The sequence below is a fragment of the Paraburkholderia sp. EB58 genome, from assembly GCF_050436665.1.
In the GTDB taxonomy this organism is placed as follows: Bacteria; Pseudomonadota; Gammaproteobacteria; order Burkholderiales; family Burkholderiaceae; genus Paraburkholderia.
Genome location: NZ_JBNDMQ010000023.1, coordinates 1 through 19,230, shown reverse-complemented (window position 1 = coordinate 19,230; position 19,230 = coordinate 1). Strand labels below are relative to the sequence as shown.

The following is a 19,230-nucleotide window of genomic DNA, read 5'->3' as shown; positions in this document are numbered from 1 at the left end:
AACCGCATACACGCCATGACCGATCACACCATGCGCCTTTCCGGCCTCGAGCCGTTCAACGTCACGTCCGGGACGCTCTTCATCAACGTCGGTGAACGAACCAACGTGACCGGCTCGAAGGCGTTCGCACGAATGATCCTGAACGACCAGTTCGACGACGCAATCGCGGTCGCGCGGCAGCAGGTCGAAAACGGTGCACAGGTCATCGACGTCAACATGGACGAGGCCATGCTCGATTCGAAAGCGGCCATGGTCCGCTTCATGAATCTGATCGCCTCGGAGCCGGACATCGCGCGCGTGCCGATCATGATCGACTCATCGAAGTGGGAAGTGATCGAAGCGGGTCTGAAGTGTGTGCAAGGCAAGGCGATCGTCAACTCGATCTCGCTGAAGGAAGGCGAAGAAGCCTTCCGTCATCACGCCAACCTGATCCGCCGTTACGGCGCGGCTGCCGTCGTGATGGCCTTCGACGAAAAAGGCCAGGCCGATACGTACCAGCGCAAGACCGAGATCTGCAAGCGCTCGTATGACTTCCTCGTCAATGACGTCGGCTTCCCGCCCGAAGACATCATCTTCGACCCGAACATCTTCGCGGTCGCCACCGGCATCGAAGAGCACAACAACTACGCCGTCGACTTCATCAACGCCACGCGCTGGATCAAGGAAAACCTGCCCTACGCAAAAGTGAGCGGCGGCGTGTCGAACGTGTCGTTCTCGTTCCGCGGCAACGATCCGGTACGCGAAGCGATCCACACCGTGTTCCTCTATCACGCCATCCAGGCGGGGATGGACATGGGCATCGTCAACGCCGGACAGCTCGGCGTGTATGCCGACCTCGATCCCGAACTGCGCGAGCGCGTTGAAGACGTGGTCCTCAATCGCCGCGATGACGGCACCGACCGGCTGCTCGAGATCGCCGACAAGTTCAAGACCGGTGCAGCGAAGAAGGAAGAAAATCTCGAGTGGCGTAATCAGCCGGTCGAGAAGCGTCTGTCACATGCGCTGGTGCACGGCATCACCAATTTCATCGTTGAAGACACCGAAGAAGTGCGCGCGAAAATCGCCGCTGCCGGCGGGCGCCCGATCAACGTGATCGAAGGCCCGTTGATGGACGGCATGAACATCGTCGGTGACCTGTTCGGTCAGGGCAAGATGTTCCTGCCGCAGGTGGTGAAGTCGGCGCGCGTGATGAAGCAGGCCGTCGCGCATCTGATCCCGTACATCGAAGAGGAAAAGAAGCTGATGGCCGAAGCCGGGGCCGACGTGCGTGCCAAGGGCAAGATCGTCATCGCGACGGTGAAGGGCGACGTGCACGACATCGGCAAGAACATCGTCTCCGTGGTGCTTCAGTGCAATAACTTCGAAGTGGTCAACATGGGCGTGATGGTCCCGTGCAACGACATTCTCGCCAAGGCGAAGGTCGAAGGCGCGGACATCATCGGGCTGTCCGGCCTGATCACGCCGAGCCTAGAGGAAATGGCCTACGTCGCCTCGGAAATGCAACGCGACGATTACTTCCGCATCAAGAAGATTCCGCTCCTGATCGGCGGCGCGACTACCTCGCGCGTGCACACCGCCGTGAAGATCGCGCCACACTACGAAGGGCCGGTGGTGTACGTGCCGGATGCGTCGCGCTCGGTATCGGTGGCGTCGAGCCTGCTCTCCGACGAAGGCGCCGCGAAGTACCTGGACGACCTGAAGTCCGACTACGACCGCATTCGCGATCAGCACGCCAACAAGAAAGCGCTGCCGATGGTCACGCTCGCAGAAGCGCGTGCCAATAAGACCAGGATCGACTGGGCGAACTATCAGCCGGTCAAGCCGAAGTTCATCGGTCGCCGCGTCTTCAAGAACTTCGACCTGAGCGAACTGGCGAACTACATCGACTGGGGTCCGTTCTTCCAGACCTGGGATCTGGCCGGCCCCTACCCGGCCATTCTCAATGACGAGATCGTGGGCGAATCGGCGCGGCGCGTGTTCTCGGATGGCAAGTCGATGCTCGCGCGCCTGATCCAGGGCCGCTGGCTGCAGGCCAACGGCGTGATCGCGATGTTGCCGGCCAACACCGTCAACGACGACGACATCGAAATCTACACCGACGAATCGCGCTCGGAAGTCGCGCTCACCTGGCGCAACCTGCGTCAGCAAAGCGTGCGGCCGGTAGTGGACGGCGTGATGCGGCCGAACCGCTCGCTTGCCGACTTCATCGCACCGAAGGATTCGGGCGTGGCCGACTACATCGGCATGTTTGCAGTGACGGCGGGTCTTGGCGTCGACGTAAAGGAAAAGCAGTTCGAAAAGGATCACGACGACTACAGCGCGATCATGCTGAAGGCTTTGGCCGACCGCTTCGCGGAAGCCTTCGCCGAAGCGCTGCATGCCCGCGTAAGGCGTGACCTGTGGGGCTACGCCAGCGCCGAAACGCTCTCCAACGACGACCTGATCGGCGAAAAGTACCGCGGCATCCGTCCGGCGCCTGGCTACCCGGCCTGCCCGGACCACCTCGTGAAGCAAGATATGTTTGATGTGCTCCATGCAACCGAGATCGGCATGAGCGTGACGGAATCGCTCGCCATGCTGCCGGCGGCCAGCGTCTCCGGTTTCTATCTGGCGCACCCGGACAGCACCTATTTCTCGGTCGGCAAGATCGGTCAGGACCAGTTGGAAGACTACGCGCAGCGCATGGCGCTGTCGAAGCAGGACGCAGAACGGGCGCTGGCGCCGCTGCTGTAAGCGGCGGCTTGAGGCGGCTTGGCGCCCAAACAAGGTGCAAGCCCGCCCCTACTATATCGGGAACGTAAGGCTGAATATTTCCAGCAAGCGGGTTTTCGGCTTTGTAGACTGCAAGCGCTTTACCTGCCAGACGCGGCCAGAAAACGCGTCGGCTCAACTACTTGCAACCGTCACGGAGAATCTCGCATGAAAAAGCTGACGTTCATTTTGGCTGGTCTTTCGCTTGCAGTCGGTACTTCGGCCGCCTTCGCCCAGACGGCGGCTCCGGTCGCCAGTAGCTCGGTCAGTTCCTACTCGCCGCCGACCCAGAAGCACGTCAAGAAGCCCAGGAAGGCGAAGGTGAAGAAGGGTGCTTCTGCCCCGGCCGCTCCGGCCGCCGCCAGCCAGTAAGCCACGCCGGCTCGAGGGTTTGGGCGGTTGGCCACAGCCGGTCGTCGCCCACCGTTGGTCCCCTGGTTCGCACTGGGATCGGCACGATACCCGGCTTATGCAGCCGCATAAAAGAGAAGAGCCCGCTCGAAGCGGGCTCTTCTCTTTGGTCTTTCTCGATTCGCAAGGGGACGTTCCGCCGCGCGTCACGACCAAGCGCCGCGCACGACCGCCCTCGGAGCGCCGGTCAGACGCGGCGGCGCAGGCGCTCGTTCAGACGCCCCACATGATGTCCGCGTTTTCCTTTTGCGCCTCGCGCAGCATGTCGAGGAACGGAAACGCGCGTTGCGCGAGGCCGATCGGAATCTCGTGGTGTTCGTGGCCGTCTTCGCCCTCGTGGAAATGCCCGTCGTGCTCGGCACGCTCCTGCTTGTCCGAACTGATCGCCGATTCCAGTTTGGTGATCGCTTCGGGCAGTTCGTCGTGCATGATGACTCCACGCTCACCGAGACGTTTGCCGACGATGCCGACCAGATACTGCGCCAGGTTTTCCAGCATCACCACATCCGGAGCGGCGCGGCATTTGAAAGTAATCAGCATGACTGTTCCCTTTTTCATCTTGTTGGATTTACGCGCCGATGGCCGTGGGACGACCGTCTGCGCGCGTTTCGTTGGCACGCCGGCACAGAGCGGCGGCCACGGCCCTTGGTGGGCATCTCATTGGACATATTAGCACCTGCTAAAATCCGTTCTGACGGAAAAGCGCGCCGCACTGTGCAGGACAGTGGCTCGCACGGCCGATCGGTGCTGGTCTGCCCCCGCCTCACGGCCCGGCCGGCGCTGACGTGGCCATGCCGCTGCCGCGCTACCACTGGCGCCGCCCACACGGCAACGCGCACGCTTTCCAAGCCTTTGACGGACTGGCTTCGCGCCTCGCGCGGCCGCTCCCGTTTCACCGCACTGCCTCACTGGACTCGCAACAAGCATGCTGCCCGCACATAAACACACTCTCGAATCACTGCTCGCCGACACCGTGAAGCAGGTCGCCGAGGCGACCCAAGGCGCAACCGAAGCCGCCTTCGTCACCCCCACCATCACGCTGGAACGCCCGAAAGTCGCCGCGCACGGCGATGTTGCCTGTAACGTCGCGATGCAGCTGGCTAAGCCGCTGCGCGCCAATCCTCGCCAGCTCGCCCAACAGATCGTCGATGCGGTGCTCGCGCATCCACAGGCCCAAGACCTCGTGCAGAGCGCCGAAGTGGCCGGCCCCGGCTTCATCAACCTGCGCCTCTCGCCCGCTGCCAAGCAGGCGGTGATCGGCACCGTGTTCGCGGAAAAGGAAGCCTTCGGCCGCTCGCAGCGCGATGCCGGCAAGCATGTGCTGGTCGAATTCGTTTCGGCCAACCCGACCGGGCCGCTGCACGTCGGCCACGGCCGCCAGGCAGCGTTGGGCGACGCGCTCTCGAACGTGCTGGCTTCGCAGGGCTACGACGTGCATCGCGAGTTCTACTACAACGACGCGGGCGTGCAGATCCACACCCTCGCCGTCTCCACCCAGGCGCGCGCCCGCGGACTGAAGCCGGGCGACGCCGGCTGGCCGGAATCGGCCTACAACGGCGACTACATTGCGGACATCGCGCGCGACTACATGAACGGTGAAACGGTCGGGGCGAGAGACGTCGAGGCGGTCAAGGGCGAAGGCGACGTCGACAACCTCGACGCCATCCGCCGCTTCGCCGTCGCGTATCTGCGCCACGAGCAGGACATGGACTTGCAGGCGTTCGGCGTGAAGTTCGACCAGTACTACCTCGAATCCTCGCTGTACTCGGAAGGCCGCGTCGAGAAGACGGTTGCGGCGCTGATCGCCGCCGGCAAGACCTACGAGCAGGAAGGCGCGCTGTGGCTGCGCACCACGGACGACGGCGACGACAAAGACCGCGTGATGCGCAAGACCGACGGCACCTATACGTACTTCGTGCCGGACGTTGCGTACCACGTCGCCAAGTGGGAGCGCGGCTTCACCAAGGTCATCAATGTGCAGGGCTCGGACCACCACGGCACTATCGCGCGGGTGCGCGCCGGTCTGCAGGGTCTGGGCATCGGCATTCCGAAGGGCTATCCCGACTACATCCTGCACAAGATGGTTACGGTAATGCGCGATGGTCAGGAAGTGAAGATTTCAAAGCGGGCGGGCAGCTATGTGACCGTGCGCGACCTGATCGAATGGTCGGGTGGTGCAACGCCGGGCTCGGAGACCTCGCCCGATCTGCTCGACGAAGCGACGATTCGCCGCGGCCGCGACGCCGTGCGGTTTTTCCTGATCTCGCGCAAGGCCGATACAGAATTCGTTTTCGACATTGACCTGGCGCTCAAGCAGAACGACGAGAATCCGGTGCACTACGTGCAGTACGCCCACGCGCGGATCTGCTCGGTCATCAGCGAAGCGAAGACGCGCTACAACACCGACGAGGCGATCCTGCCGACGGTGGACGTGTCGCTGCTCACCAGCGAACGCGCCATGGCGCTGCTGCAGAAGCTCGCGGAATTCCCCGACATGCTGGAACACGCCGCCGACGAACTCGCGCCGCATGCGGTCGCGTTCTATCTGCGCGACCTCGCGGGCGAATTCCACTCGTTCTACAATGACAAGGCCGAACGCGTCCTGGTCGACGACGAAGCGGCGCGCAACGCGCGTGTCGCGCTGCTCGCCGCCACGCGCCAGGTGCTGGCAAACGGCCTTGCGATGATCGGCGTCTCTGCTCCCGAAAAGATGTAAGTCCTCCGGCACGACATGCACTCGGCCGTCGTTATAATCGACGGCCGTTCCAGGATTCTTTTTGCAGGTGATTTATACGATGGCAAAACCACGCCGCACAACAAAGCAGTCGAAGCAAACCGGGGGTACTTTTCTCGGCATCGTACTGGGCCTGATTGTCGGCCTGGCAATCGCGGTAGTGGTGGCGCTGTATATCACCCGGGCGCCTACGCCGTTTGTCGCCAAGGTGGCGCCGCCCGCGGCGTCCGACACCAGCGCGAGCGAAGCGCAATACGATCCGAACCGTCCACTGCAAGGCAAGACGCCTGGCCAGCCGGTGCCGCAGGCTGCCCAGCCGGCGCCGCCGAACACGGCGCCGCAGCCCCAAGCGCCGGGCATGCTGCAGGAACCGGAGATTGTCGAAGTGCCGCCGGCCAGTTCGGCCAACGCGAATGGCGTCGCGGTGGCACCGAAGCCTGCTCAGGATAACGGCGAGTCCGCTCAGGTGAAGAAGCCTCAGCAGGCTACCAGCGCGCCGACCAGCACCGCCGCGGCCCCCGCGTCGAATGCCGCCAAGCCCGGCTCCGGCGCAGCGCCTTCCGCTCTCGATGCGAACAGCGGCTATTTCCTGCAGGTTGGCGCCTATAAGACGTCGGCGGACGCCGAGCAGCAGCGTGCACGCCTCGCCTTCCAGGGCTTCGAATCGAAGGTTACCCAGCGCGATGCCGGTGGTGTGACGTACTATCGCGTGCGCATCGGGCCGTTCTCGAAGTTCGACGACATGAATTCGGCCCGCCAGCGCCTGTCCGACGCCGGGGTCGACACCGCCGTCATCCGCTTCACCAAGCAGTAATGTTCTGTCATGCGCCGCCGCTGAACCTCAGCGTGCGGCGCGAGTCACAAGCACGGCAGAGGCCTGCCGCCAAACTCTCGTAACGGTGACAGCCATGCGTTTCACCGCACCGCCGCGCCACACCCGCACCACCGTTACTCCGCCTAATTGGGTCAACAAGACATGAAAAAACTGCTGAGCATTCTCTTCCTTTCACTCGGCCTCGTCAGCGCGGCCGTAGAGGCATCGCCGGCGGCACCCGTCGCGGGCAAGGACTACACCGTCCTGTCGCCGGCGCAACCGGTCGACGTGCCCGCAGGCAAGATCGAAGTCACCGAATTTTTCTGGTACGGCTGCCCGCATTGCAACGAATTCAACCCGTACCTCGAAGCATGGGTCAAGAAGCAAGGCCCGGACGTTGTGTTCAAGCGCGTGCCGGTGGCGTTCCGCGACGACTTCATCCCGCATTCGAAGATGTACCATGCGCTCGACGCGATGGGCCTCGCGCAGCAGCTCACGCCGAAGGTCTTCAACGAAATCCACGTCAACAAGGACTATCTGTTGACGCCGGAAGATCAGGTCAAGTTCCTCTCCAAGAACGGTGTCGATCCGAAGAAGTACATGGACGCGTACAACTCGTTCTCGACGCAAAGCGAGATCCAGCGTGACAAGAAGCTGCTGGACGACTACAAGATCGACGGCGTGCCAACGCTGGCTGTGCAAGGCAAGTATGAAACGGGTCCGGCTGCGACGAACAGCCTGCCGGGCACGATCCAGGTGCTCGACTACCTCGTCGCCCAGATTCGCGCGAAGAAGATGTAAGACCTGGGGCGCCGGTATGAGCAGAGCCATGAAGGTTTTCATCACCGGCGCATCCAGTGGCATTGGCCTCGCGCTCGCCGCCGAATATGCGCGGCGCGGCGCGATTCTCGGCCTCGTTGCCCGTCGCGGCGACGCACTCGCGAGCTTCCAGCAGTCCCATCCCCAGCATTCCATCTCGATCTACCCCGTCGACGTACGTGACGCCGATGCGCTCGCTGCCGCGGCCGCGCAGTTCATCGAACAATACGGCTGCCCCGACATCGTGATCGCCAATGCCGGCATCAGCCGTGGCGCCGTCACCGGACAAGGCGACCTGCGGGCCTTCCGCGAAGTCATGGACGTCAATTATTTCGGCATGGTCGCCACGTTCGAACCGTTCGCCGCTGCCATGATGGTGGCGGGCAAAGGCGCGTTAGTCGGCGTAGCGAGCGTGGCCGGTGTACGCGGATTGCCGGGTTCGGGCGCGTACAGCGCTTCGAAGGCTGCGGCGTTCAAGTATCTCGAGGCGCTGCGCGTCGAGATGCGGCCCAAGGGAGTCAACGTGGTCACGATCGCCCCCGGCTATGTCCGCACAGCGATGACCGCGCATAATCCGTATCGCATGCCGTTTCTGATGGATGCCGACCGCTTTGCCGCAAAGGTTGCCGACGCGGTTGAGCGCAACACCTCGTTTGCGGTCTATACGTGGCAGATGCGCGTCGTCGCAGCGCTATTGCACGTGCTGCCGCGCTGGCTCTACGACCGCGCCTTCGAAAAGGCCCCACGCAAGCCGCGCGCCGCCGACTAGGCCGACTATCTGTCGCGGTATGCTTCCATGGCTTTAGCACATTGAGAGCATCAAGAGCATCGGCGGCGCCAAGCTGCGTCCATATGGATATGCCGATTGGTTTGTTGTCGGCACAACCACCCTTCGATAAGCTTTCGCCCTGGCGGGCTGGCGCAGGCACGGCCTGCGCCAGCCCTGAAAACGTATCACAATAAAGTCGGTGGTCCGCGCGGGCCGTTTGCGTGACCGCGCTTGTTATGGGAGATCCTATGCGCATTAAACTGCCCGTCGCCGTAATTGCCGCTCTACTCGCCGCAGCGCCTGCGCTCGCACTGGCCAAACCGCTGACCGTCTGCACGGAATCGAGCCCGGACGGCTTCGATGTGGTCCAGTTCAACTCGCTCGTCACGACCAATGCGTCGGCGGACGTGATTTTCAACTCGCTGGTCTCGTACGACGAGGCTGCGAAGAAGGTCGTACCGGCACTCGCCCAGAGCTGGGACGTGAGCCCCGACGGTCTCACCTACACGTTCCATCTGCGCCCCAACGTGCAGTTCCAGACCACTGACTACTTCAAACCCACCCATGCGCTGAACGCCGACGACGTCGTCTTCACCTTCAGCCGGATGCTCGACGACAGCAACCCGTGGCACAAGGTGACGGGCGCGAGCGGTTTCCCGCACGCTCAATCGATGGGTCTGCCGAAGCTGATCAAATCGGTCTCGAAGGTCGACGAGAACACGGTCAAGTTCGAACTGAACCAGCCGGATGCAACGTTCATCTCGATCCTGACGATGGGCTTCGCCTCGATCTACTCGTCCGAATACGCCGATCAGTTGCTCAAGGCGGGCAAACAGGTCGACCTGAATGCCAAGCCGATCGGCACCGGTCCGTTCGTGCTGAAGAGCTACACGAAGGACGCCGTGATTCGCTATGACGTGAATCCTTCGTACTGGGGTCCCAAGCCGAAGATCGACCGCCTGATCTACGCGATCACCCCGGACGCGACCGTGCGGGCACAGAAGGTCAAGGCCGGCGAATGTCAGATCGCCCTGTCGCCGAAGCCGCAGGACGTGACCGACGCAAAGACCGACAAGTCGCTCACCGTTGTCCAGACGCCCGCGTTCATGACCGCCTTCGTCGCGCTGAACACGGACAAGAAACCGCTCGACAACCAGAAGGTGCGCGCCGCGCTGAACATGGCGTTCGACCGCACGACGTATCTGAAGACCGTGTTCGACAACACGGCAACGGCGGCTGTGAATCCGTATCCGCCGAACACGTGGAGCTACAACAAGTCGGTCAAGCCGTGGCCGTACGATCCGGTGAAGGCGAAGAACCTGCTCGCCACAGCGGGCTTTCCGAACGGCTTCTCGACGACCATCTGGGTGCGTCCGGCGGGTAGCGTGCTCAACCCGAATCCGAAAGCCGGCGCCGAACTGCTGCAGGCCGACTTTGCGAAGATCGGCGTGAAGGCAGACGTGAAGGTGATCGAATGGGGCGAGCTAATCAAAGAGGCCAAGCTGGGCCAGCACGATTCGCTGTTCATGGGCTGGGCCGGGGACAACGGCGATCCGGATAACTATCTGACGCCGCTCTTTAGCTGCAACGCGGTGAAGTCCGGCATCAATTTCGCGCGCTTCTGCGATGCGGACCTCGACAAGCTGATTGCCGACGGTAAAGCCACACCGGATCAGGCGAAACGCGCCAAGGCGTATGAAGCGGCGCAGCAGATCATTCACGATCAGGCGCTGTGGATTCCGCTCGGTTATCCGACCGCCGCGGCCATCACACGTTCGAACGTGAGCGGCTATCACGTGAGTCCGTTCGGACGGCAGAACTTTACGACGGTGGTGGTGCAGTAATAGCGCAATGCCGTTTGCCGAAGGCAAAAACCAACAGGCCCGGTTGCATTGCACCGGGCCTGTTTTATTCTTGGCGAATTCGAAATGCAAACGCCCTACGGCGCAAACCGGATCACCCCGTCAGCATCCTCCGTGCGCTTCAGCTCGCCCGCAAGCCAAAGCAAATGCAAGTGCGCGAGTGCCTCACCCATGGCAAACGTCATCTGATGGATATCGAGCTGCCGCTTGAACATCAGCGGCACGATATCCGCGGCACTGCGCGGCTTTTCCGCACAGGCTTCGCGCACTTCGGCGAGCCGCGCATCGTGATGCTCGCGCAACTGCGTAATCCGCGTGCGCACGCCGCGAAACGGCTTGCCGTGCGACGGAAGTACCAGCGTGTCCTCGGCCATCGTCTCGTAACGGCCGAGCGATTCCAGATACAGCGCGAGCGGGCTGCCCTCGGGCTCCATATCGAACACCGAGACGTTGGTGGAGATACGCGGCAGCACCATGTCGCCCGAGATCAGTACGTCATCCGCCTCGTTATGCAGCGCGCAGTGTTCCGGCGAATGGCCGTAACCGGTCACGACCCGCCAGGTCTTGCCGCCAATCGCAATGGCTTGCCCTTCGCGCATGCGCCGATACTGCCCCGGCACCGTCGGCACCAGATTCGAGTAGTAGCTGGTGCGATTGCGTAGCTTATCGAGCGACGCCTCGTCGGCCAGGCCATGCCGCGCGAAGTGACGCGCTGCGCCCGCGCCGCCTGCGTTCGAGCCGTCGCCCGCCGCCATCACCCGAGCCTGCATGTACTCGCCGAGCGTCATCCACAAACGCACGTCCCAGCGCTGCTTGTCGCCACCCGCGCAGATCCAGTGCGCGAGGCCAATGTGATCGGGATGGCAATGCGTAACGATCACGCGCAGCACCGGCAAGCCGTCTAGCACCGTATCGAACACCCGCTCCCAGTTCGCCTTGATCGTGTCCGAGGTAATCCCGCAATCAACAACCGTCCAGCCTTGCTGGCCGTCGATCTCGTCGCGCAGCAACCACAGGTTGATATGGTCGAGCGCGAACGGCAGCGGCATGCGCAGCCAGAACACGCCCGGCGTGACTTCGAACGCATGGCCGGGTTCCGGCAGGGTGTCCTTGAACGGATAGTCGAGTTGGTGTTCGAGAGCATTCATTGTGGGTGTCTTCCTCCGCCGGCCGCGCGGCAATAGCCGTCACTTCGCTGCCGCGCGCCATGGTTGCGCTTTACTCAAGTTGACGATAACGTAAACGTCGATTCTATCGTCCAATCCGTTTTTCTGCCCGGCCGCGGGACGTCCCAATGAACACGCAATACACCATCACCGAGCTCGCGCGTGAATTCGACGTCACACCGCGAGCGATCCGTTTCTACGAAGACCAGGGTTTACTCTCACCGAGCCGGGAAGGTTCGAGCGGCCTGCGGCGCGTCTATTCGGGCCGTGACCGCACGCGCCTGAAGCTGACGCTGCGCGGCAAACGACTCGGCTTCACGCTGTCGGAGATCCGCGACCTGCTCGACCTGTACGAATCACCGACCGATACCGTGCCGCAATTGCACGCCTTTCTCGACACGGTGACCCGGCATCGCGAAGTGCTGGAGCGTCAGCTCGAAGACCTGAACGCCACGCTCGAAGACCTCGCGCAATACGAAGCTCAGGCGCGCGCACTGCTCGAAAGCGGTGCACGCGAGCCGCATGGTTTGGTGTCCGATGCACGCTCGACATGAATCACTTTCCTAAACTGCTATCGTCGCAAATCGGCTTCGACGTCGCGCAGACGATGCTCGAAGGCTTCGATCGGCATTACCGGATCTTCCGCGACGCCGCGATCCGCGCGAAGGCGCTATTCGAAGCCGGCGACTGGCATGCCCTGCAGCGTCTGGCGCGTGAGCGCATTACTTCGTATGACGAACGGGTCGAGGAATGCGTCGAGCTGCTCGAAGACGAATACGACGCGGAGAACATCGACGACGAAGTCTGGCAGCAGATCAAGCTGCACTACATCGGCCTCCTGACCACGCACCGGCAGCCCGAGTGCGCGGAGACGTTCTTCAATTCGGTGTGCTGCAAGATCCTGCACCGCTCGTATTTCAACAACGACTTCATTTTCGTGCGGCCCGCCATCTCGACCGAATACATCGAGAACGACGAGCCCGCTGCCAAGCCGACCTATCGCGCGTATTACCCCGGCAAGGAGGGGCTCGCCGCGACGCTGGAGCGCATCGTCACGAACTTCCAGCTCGAGCCGCAGTTTGAAGACCTGCAGCGCGATGTCGGCTGCGTGATGCAAGCCATAGAAGACGCGTTCGGCACTTTTATTGAAGCGGCCAACTTCCAGATTCACGTGCTGTCGTCACTGTTTTATCGGAACAAATCGGCGTACATCGTCGGCCGCATCATCAACGGCGATTCTCTGCTGCCGTTCGCGGTGCCGCTGCATCACGTAAAGCCCGGCCTGCTGGCGCTTGATACCGTGCTGCTCAAGCGCGACCAGTTGCTGATCATCTTCAGCTTCTCGCACTCGTATTTTCTGGTGGACATGGAAGTACCCTCCGCCTACGTCGAGTTTCTCGGCACGATCATGCCGGGCAAACCGAAGGCGGAAATCTATACCTCGGTCGGCCTGCAGAAGCAGGGCAAGAATCTGTTCTATCGCGATCTGCTGCACCACCTGTCGCATTCGAGCGATCCGTTCATCATCGCGCCCGGCATCAAGGGGCTCGTGATGCTGGTGTTCACGTTGCCGTCGTTTCCGTACGTTTTCAAGCTGATTAAGGACAACTTTCCGCCGCCGAAAGAAACCACACGCGCGCTGATCCAGAGCAAATATCAGCTCGTTAAACGGCACGACCGTCTGGGGCGTATGGCCGACACGCTTGAATATTCGAGCGTGGCGCTGCCGCTCGCGCGGCTCGACGAAGCGCTGTTGCGCGAACTCGAAAAAGAGGTGCCGTCGATGATCGAATACGAGGGCGATAACCTGGTGATCCGTCATCTGTACATCGAACGGCGAATGGTGCCACTCAACCTCTATCTGCAAAACGGCAGCGACGAGGAGGTCGACCGCGGCATCAAGGAATACGGCGACGCGGTGAAGGAGTTGATGCAGGCGAACATCTTCCCCGGCGACATGCTGTACAAGAACTTCGGCGTGACACGTCATGGCCGCGTCGTGTTCTATGACTACGATGAAATCGAATACCTGACCGATTGCAACGTGCGCGCCGTGCCGCCTCCGCGCAACGAGGAAGACGAGATGTCCGGCGAGCCGTGGTATTCGGTCGGCCCGCACGACATTTTCCCGGAGACTTACGGCACCTTCCTGCTCGGCGACCCACGTGTGCGCCGCGCCTTCATGCAGCACCACGCAGACTTCTTCGATCCCGCGCTGTGGCAACGGCATAAGGATCACTTACTGAAAGGCGAACTGCCGGACTTCTTTCCCTACGACAGCAGCGTGCGCTTTTGCACCCGCTACCCGGAGCGCTTCGCTTCTGCAGGCGATGCGAATGCAGCCGGCAATGCAAACGACACCACGGCAGCGCGCGAAGCTGCTGTGCGCGCGGCGTGAGCGATCATGGCTTCCGTTCACCGTCCGCCCCTCCTATAACGACATCGACCAACCGATCGGTCCAGTAACTACCTGACGCACCATGAACTCAAACGCCTCTTCTCTGCCCAATCCGCTTGCCCATCTGTTCGACAATAACGACAAGTGGGTGGCTCGCAAACTGTCCGAGGATCCGGAGTATTTTTCGCGGCTCGCCCACCAGCAGACGCCCGAATACCTGTGGATCGGCTGCTCGGATTCGCGCGTGCCAGCCAACCAGATCATCGGTCTGCCGCCGGGTGAAGTGTTCGTGCACAGGAACATTGCGAACGTGGTCGTGCACACCGACCTGAACTGCCTGTCGGTGATCCAGTTCGCGGTCGACCTGCTGAAGGTCAAGCACATCATGGTGGTCGGCCACTACGGCTGTTCCGGCGTCGCCGCGGCCCTGCACGGCCGGCGTGTCGGGCTCGCGGATAACTGGCTGCATCACGTGCAGGACGTGCGCACCAAGCATGCGGCGCTGCTCGAGGAATGGCCGATGGGTGAAGCGCGCCATCGCCGTCTGGTGGAGCTGAACACGATCGAACAGGTCGTCAACGTGTGCCGCACGACCATCGTCAACGACGCGTGGGCGCGCGGCCAGGAACTGACGGTGCATGGCTGGGCCTACGGCGTGCACGACGGCAAGGTGCGCAATCTGGGCATGATGATCGGCGAGCCGGGCGTGCTCGATGAAACGTATACGCGGTGCGTCGCTGCCGTCTCGGCGAGCGGCGCGCACAAGACAGACAACGACGTGGTCGCCGCCGATGCGGCCAGGCTCGGCGATGTGCCGGCCGTCGTCGAAGGTGTAATCAAGGAGCTAAAACATGAGTGAGACAAAGCGTGACAACCAGGCCGATCCGATCGTGATCGTATCGGTCGCCCGTACCCCGATGGCCGCGTTTCAGGGCGATTTCGCCACGCTGACGGCCACGCAACTCGGCGCCACCGCGATCGAGGCCGCAGTGCAACGCGCGGGCCTCAAGCCTGAGCAGATCGATGAAGTGGTGATGGGCTGCGTGCTGCCTGCCGGCCTCGGTCAGGCGCCCGCTCGCCAGGCAGCGCTCGGCGCAGGTCTGCCGCTCTCAACAGGCAGCACGACCGTGAACAAGATGTGCGGCTCCGGCATGCGCGCGGCAATGTTCGCGCACGACATGCTGGCCGCGGGCTCGGTGGATGTGATCGTCGCCGGCGGCATGGAAAGCATGACCAACGCGCCGTACCTGCTGCCCAAGGCGCGCGGCGGTATGCGCATGGGCCACGGCCAGGTGATTGACCATATGTTCTACGACGGTCTCGAAGACGCGTACGAAAAGGGCCGTCTGATGGGCACTTTCGCCGAAGAATGCGCGGCATCGTTCGACTTCACCCGTGAGGCGCAGGACGCCTTCGCGGTGGAGTCGCTCAAGCGGGCCAAACGGGCGAACGAAGACGGTTCGTTCGCGTGGGAAATTACCCCGGTCAAGGTGGAGAGCCGCAAGGGCGACGTGACCGTCGAGCGCGACGAACAACCGTTCAAGGCGAACCTCGAAAAGATTGCCACACTCAAGCCCGCTTTCAGCAAAACCGGCACGGTGACCGCAGCGAACTCGTCGTCGATTTCGGACGGCGCGGCGGCGCTCGTGATGATGCGTGAATCGACCGCGAAGCAACTCGGCGTGACGCCGCTCGCATGCGTGGTCGGCCATTCGACCTTCGCTCAGGAACCGGCGAAATTTACTACCGCGCCGGTCGGTGCGATCCGCAAGCTGTTCGAGAAGAACGGCTGGCGCGCGGACGAAGTCGATTTGTATGAGGTGAACGAAGCATTTGCCGTGGTCACGATGGCGGCGATGAAAGAGCATCGTCTGCCGCACGAGAAGGTCAACGTGAACGGCGGCGCGTGCGCGCTGGGTCATCCGATCGGCGCATCGGGCGCACGCATTCTGGTGACGCTGATCGGCGCGCTGAAGCATCGCGGATTGAAGCGCGGCGTCGCGACGCTGTGCATCGGCGGCGGCGAAGCGACCGCGATGGGGATTGAACTGATGTAAAGCGTGACGCGTGCGCCTGCTCGTCGTGTTTGGCGGTGTTTGCCACGGGCGAGTGAGGCGCATGCCGCACACGCGTGCTTTGAATCATAAGGTGAGCGTATGAAAACAGCGTTGATCGTAGGTGCGTCGCGTGGCATCGGCCGTGAGTTTGCGCGCCAGTACAAACAAGCCGGCTGGCGCGTGCTCGCCACGGCGCGCGACGAGGCGGCGCTCGGGGCCCTCGAGGAACTCGGCGCCGAGACGTTTTCGCTCGACGTCACCTCACAGACGGAAATTGCCGCACTCGGCTGGAAGCTCGATGGCGAACGGCTCGATGCCGCGATTCTGGTGGCGGGAATTTACGGCCCGCGAACGGAAGGCATCGAAACCATCACCGCCGAAGACTTCGACGAGGTGATGGTGACCAACGTGCGCGGCCCGATGCAACTGTTGCCTATCCTGCTGCCGCTCGTCGAAGACGCCAACGGCGTGCTCGCGGTGCTGTCGAGCAAGATGGGCAGCATCACCGAGGCGACCGGCACCACCGGCTGGCTGTATCGCGTAAGCAAGGCGGCGCTAAACGACGCGCTGAAAATCGCCTCGTTGCAGACCCGGCGCGCGGCTTGCGTCGCGCTGCACCCGGGCTGGGTACGCACCGATATGGGCGGCGCCGAGGCGGCGATCGATGCCGAGCGCAGCGTGCACGGCATGCGCCAGGTGCTGGCCCAGGCGGCGGCCGCCCACGAATCGTTTAACGGCCGCTTCTATCAATACGACGGTACAGCGCTCGACTGGTGAGGAAACGAAGCGGGGCGGTAACTGATCCGGCACGCCACAAAATCCTCATCGCACGCGGTTTGAACTGAAGATTCAATGAACAACTCATTGTTGACGACGCAACGACCATTCGAATGCCCTTGCGGCGGCGCTGCACCTAACCTTCGCAGCGGCGCGAAACCACCCCGCTTCGCGCTTTGCTGTGGCCGTTACATTGACGGCGGCGAGAGCGCGCCCACGGCGCTCGAACTAATGCGCTCGCGCTATAGCGCGTATGTACTCGGCGCGAGCGACTATTTGCGCGCCACGTGGGCGCCGCAGACGCGCCCGGCCGATCTCGACGCCAACCCGGATGCCCCCGATGCGCCCCGCTGGCTAGGATTGCAGATTAAGGCATTCGCTCCGCAAGACGAAACCCACGCCGAAGTCGAATTCATCGCACGATATAAAGTGGCTGGCCGCGCTCACCGCCTGCACGAACTCAGCCGCTTCATCCGCGGCGACGATGGCCGCTGGCGCTACGTCGACGGCGACGTCAACGAGACCTAAATTCACCGCCTCGACGATGTACGGTAAGGATATGAAAGGATTCCGTACGTTTGTCACATCAGTAATCGCACGTTCGCATATGCCCCTCAAAATGGCGCCGGGACGTGTGTTGGCTGTCTACCACATTGGCCTTTTCGGTCATTTCTCCCGCCCTCTCCGCTCTCCAAGGTGCACGCAGGGATTCAACGCGTCTGCCACGTGTCGAGCACTACGAATTTTTTGTCGCGGGTTCTCCTCAATTGCACAAACACAAATTGTCGTGCCAGGATCGCCCTGTAGGTTTTGTAGCGACACGTTGTGAGGGTGCGGTCCAAACCGTCCCCGCAAAGATGGGCAGAAGCCACGCCGGCTCTTGATACTTCGCGTTTCGGCGGCAGGTTCATGTGACATCGTGTGTCGCTCATCATCGGCGCGTGGGGTCGCGTCGGCCAGCTGGTGGGTTCATCCCGTGCGATCTCGATCCGCGTGTGTGCGCTAAGCGCGCAACGCATGCGAGTGTCTTTTTGTGCCGCAAATCTTGCCGAAAGGCAATTGTCAGCGGAACGAAAAGACGGCAGACGATGCAGGTTTTAAGGACGTACTTCAAGGTAGGTGCTGCGAATGGGTTGCAGAAAGTTTTTGACGATCGGTGCGATGGTATGTACATGGGCGGGATGTGCCGTGTCGTTCGCGCACGCCGATCCGCTTGCCGATTCGCAGGGTGGCCCCCTGACGCGCGCCGAGGTCCCCCGCATCGCACTGGACGACGACACTTACCTTCCCCGCGCCAGTCTCAACGAGCAGATCATCCGCGTTCCGGTGGACGCTGGCGCCACGATCACGCTTGAAACGACGGTTTACAAGCCGGACGGTCCGGGACCGTTCCCGATGATCGTTTTCAATCACGGCAAGATGCCAGGCGACCCGCGCATGCAGGCGCGCAGCGACCCGCTGCCGTTTGCGCGCGAATTCGTGCGGCGTGGCTATGTGGTGGTCGCACCGAACCGCCAGGGTTTCGCGCAATCGGGCGGCACCTACGAGCAGGACGGGTGCGACGTCGAGCGTAATGGGTTGGGCCAGGCGGGCGACGTGGCTGCGACGGTCGAGTTCATGTCGAAGCAGTCTTATGTCGACGCGCAACACATTGTGGTGGCAGGGACGTCGCACGGCGGCCTGGCAACGATCGCTTACGGCGTCGAAGCTGCACCGGGCGTGCGGGCGCTGATCAATTTCTCAGGCGGACTGCGACAGGACGCCTGCACCGGCTGGCAGGACAATCTCACGCATGCGTTCGGCGCTTATGGCGAGAAGACGAGCGTGCCGTCGCTATGGCTGTATGGCGATAACGATTCGATCTGGTCGGGGGCGCTGGTCGCGAGCATGTATGCCGCGTATTCGGCGCATGGCGCGAATTCAAAGATGGTGGATTTTGGCGCGTACAAGAATGACGCGCACCGGCTGGTTGGCGATCGCGATGGCGTGCGGGTTTGGTGGCCTGCTGTCGAGGCGTTTCTTGCACGGGTGGGGATGCCTACTGGTGTTCAGTATCAGGTTGCGGATCCGGCGCCGCCTAAGGCTAGCGGATTTGCTGCTCTCGACGCTGTCACTGCTGTGCCTTTTGTTGATGAAGCTGGGCGGAATGGGTATCGGAACTTCTTGCATCAGTATCCTAGCCGGGCTTTTGCTGTTTCTGATTCTGGTGCCTGGTCCTGGGCTGAAGGTGGGGATGATCCGATGTCTGTTGCTGTCGCTAATTGCCAGAAGCAGAGCTCCGATCCTTGCAGGCTGTATGCGGTGAATGATTCTGTTGTCTGGAAGGATGCTTCTTCGTCTTCGCAGACGGCTAGTGCTGAGGTTTCTGGTGCTGGTGGCTCTGCCGGTGAGAAGGCGGATGATAAGCGGGCGTTGGCTAGTAGGGAGTAAGCTTTTTCTTCTTGCTGCGCAGGCTTTTTTTTGCCTGCGGCGCCTTGGTTTTTGGTTGTTTGCCCTGCGGTGTTGGCCTTTCCTTGCTGTCCTATCGGTCTGTTAGCTTCGCCCCTGTGCGGGGCGGCACCTACTTTTCTTTGCCGCCGGTGTGTGTCAAGGTAGTTGTCGCGTGAACCGCTATGCTGCATGTTTGTACATTTCGGCCGAGGCCCGGGTTCGCTCCGGATTCAGATAGACCG

General features: G+C 62.1%; 16 protein-coding genes. 14 read left to right on the top strand and 2 right to left on the bottom strand.

Translation table 11 applies throughout. The features are described from left to right. Window positions 1–6: 6 nt before the first annotated feature. The gene (metH, locus tag P3T40_RS28370; protein ID WP_429271150.1) at window positions 7–2,733 is read left to right on the top strand and encodes a methionine synthase; all 2,727 of its coding nucleotides are present in this window, start codon (window positions 7–9) and stop codon (window positions 2,731–2,733) included. Window positions 2,734–2,919: 186 nt separating this feature from the next. Continuing rightward, the gene (locus tag P3T40_RS28365; protein ID WP_429271031.1) at window positions 2,920–3,123 is read left to right on the top strand and encodes an acid-shock protein; all 204 of its coding nucleotides are present in this window, start codon (window positions 2,920–2,922) and stop codon (window positions 3,121–3,123) included. A gap of 252 nt (window positions 3,124–3,375) precedes the next feature. Here P3T40_RS28365 and P3T40_RS28360 read toward each other — a convergent pair whose 3' ends face one another. Continuing rightward, window positions 3,376–3,702, bottom strand: a complete 327-nt coding sequence (locus tag P3T40_RS28360) for a DUF1840 domain-containing protein (protein WP_429271030.1) — start codon at window positions 3,700–3,702, stop codon at window positions 3,376–3,378. Between the two features lie 385 nt (window positions 3,703–4,087). On the opposite strand from P3T40_RS28360, the gene argS reads away from it, so the two are divergent. The 5 genes from argS (at window position 4,088) to P3T40_RS28335 (ending at window position 10,142) form a co-directional block, all read left to right on the top strand. Next, window positions 4,088–5,878 carry an arginine--tRNA ligase gene (gene argS / locus P3T40_RS28355; RefSeq protein WP_429271029.1) on the top strand — a complete coding sequence of 597 codons (1,791 nt, stop codon included), beginning with the start codon at window positions 4,088–4,090 and terminating at the stop codon, window positions 5,876–5,878. Window positions 5,879–5,957: 79 nt separating this feature from the next. Continuing rightward, on the top strand, window positions 5,958–6,710 hold the full coding sequence (locus tag P3T40_RS28350; RefSeq protein ID WP_429271028.1) for an SPOR domain-containing protein: 753 nt from the start codon (window positions 5,958–5,960) through the stop codon (window positions 6,708–6,710). A 162-nt stretch (window positions 6,711–6,872) separates the two neighbouring features. Beyond that, window positions 6,873–7,511 (top strand): thiol:disulfide interchange protein DsbA/DsbL, encoded by a 639-nt coding sequence (locus tag P3T40_RS28345; protein ID WP_429271027.1) that lies wholly within the window; start codon window positions 6,873–6,875, stop codon window positions 7,509–7,511. Between the two features lie 16 nt (window positions 7,512–7,527). Further along, window positions 7,528–8,298 carry an SDR family oxidoreductase gene (locus P3T40_RS28340; protein WP_429271026.1) on the top strand — a complete coding sequence of 257 codons (771 nt, stop codon included), beginning with the start codon at window positions 7,528–7,530 and terminating at the stop codon, window positions 8,296–8,298. Between the two features lie 248 nt (window positions 8,299–8,546). Further along, window positions 8,547–10,142, top strand: a complete 1,596-nt coding sequence (locus P3T40_RS28335) for an ABC transporter substrate-binding protein (protein WP_429271025.1) — start codon at window positions 8,547–8,549, stop codon at window positions 10,140–10,142. Between the two features lie 95 nt (window positions 10,143–10,237). On the opposite strand, the gene P3T40_RS28330 is transcribed toward P3T40_RS28335, so the two are convergent. Then, window positions 10,238–11,308, bottom strand: a complete 1,071-nt coding sequence (locus P3T40_RS28330; RefSeq protein WP_429271024.1) for an MBL fold metallo-hydrolase — start codon at window positions 11,306–11,308, stop codon at window positions 10,238–10,240. Window positions 11,309–11,454: 146 nt separating this feature from the next. Here P3T40_RS28330 and P3T40_RS28325 point away from each other — a divergent pair, with 146 nt between their 5' ends. From P3T40_RS28325 to P3T40_RS28295, 7 genes are all read left to right on the top strand, one after another. Then, on the top strand, window positions 11,455–11,880 hold the full coding sequence (locus P3T40_RS28325) for a MerR family transcriptional regulator (RefSeq protein WP_429271023.1): 426 nt from the start codon (window positions 11,455–11,457) through the stop codon (window positions 11,878–11,880). Then, the gene (gene aceK / locus P3T40_RS28320; protein ID WP_429271022.1) at window positions 11,877–13,724 is read left to right on the top strand and encodes a bifunctional isocitrate dehydrogenase kinase/phosphatase; all 1,848 of its coding nucleotides are present in this window, start codon (window positions 11,877–11,879) and stop codon (window positions 13,722–13,724) included. Before P3T40_RS28325 ends, aceK begins: the two co-directional genes overlap by 4 nt. 82 nt (window positions 13,725–13,806) lie before the next feature. Next, the gene (gene can / locus P3T40_RS28315) at window positions 13,807–14,583 is read left to right on the top strand and encodes a carbonate dehydratase (protein WP_429271021.1); all 777 of its coding nucleotides are present in this window, start codon (window positions 13,807–13,809) and stop codon (window positions 14,581–14,583) included. Next, entirely contained in the window at window positions 14,576–15,781 is a 1,206-nt protein-coding gene (locus P3T40_RS28310; RefSeq protein WP_429271020.1) for an acetyl-CoA C-acetyltransferase, read from the top strand. Before can ends, P3T40_RS28310 begins: the two co-directional genes overlap by 8 nt. 99 nt (window positions 15,782–15,880) lie before the next feature. Further along, entirely contained in the window at window positions 15,881–16,558 is a 678-nt protein-coding gene (locus P3T40_RS28305) for an SDR family oxidoreductase (RefSeq protein ID WP_429271019.1), read from the top strand. A gap of 75 nt (window positions 16,559–16,633) precedes the next feature. Then, on the top strand, window positions 16,634–17,086 hold the full coding sequence (locus tag P3T40_RS28300) for a YchJ family protein (protein WP_429271018.1): 453 nt from the start codon (window positions 16,634–16,636) through the stop codon (window positions 17,084–17,086). Window positions 17,087–17,686: 600 nt separating this feature from the next. After that, window positions 17,687–18,988 carry a dienelactone hydrolase family protein gene (locus tag P3T40_RS28295; protein WP_429271017.1) on the top strand — a complete coding sequence of 434 codons (1,302 nt, stop codon included), beginning with the start codon at window positions 17,687–17,689 and terminating at the stop codon, window positions 18,986–18,988. Window positions 18,989–19,230 lie beyond the last annotated feature (242 nt).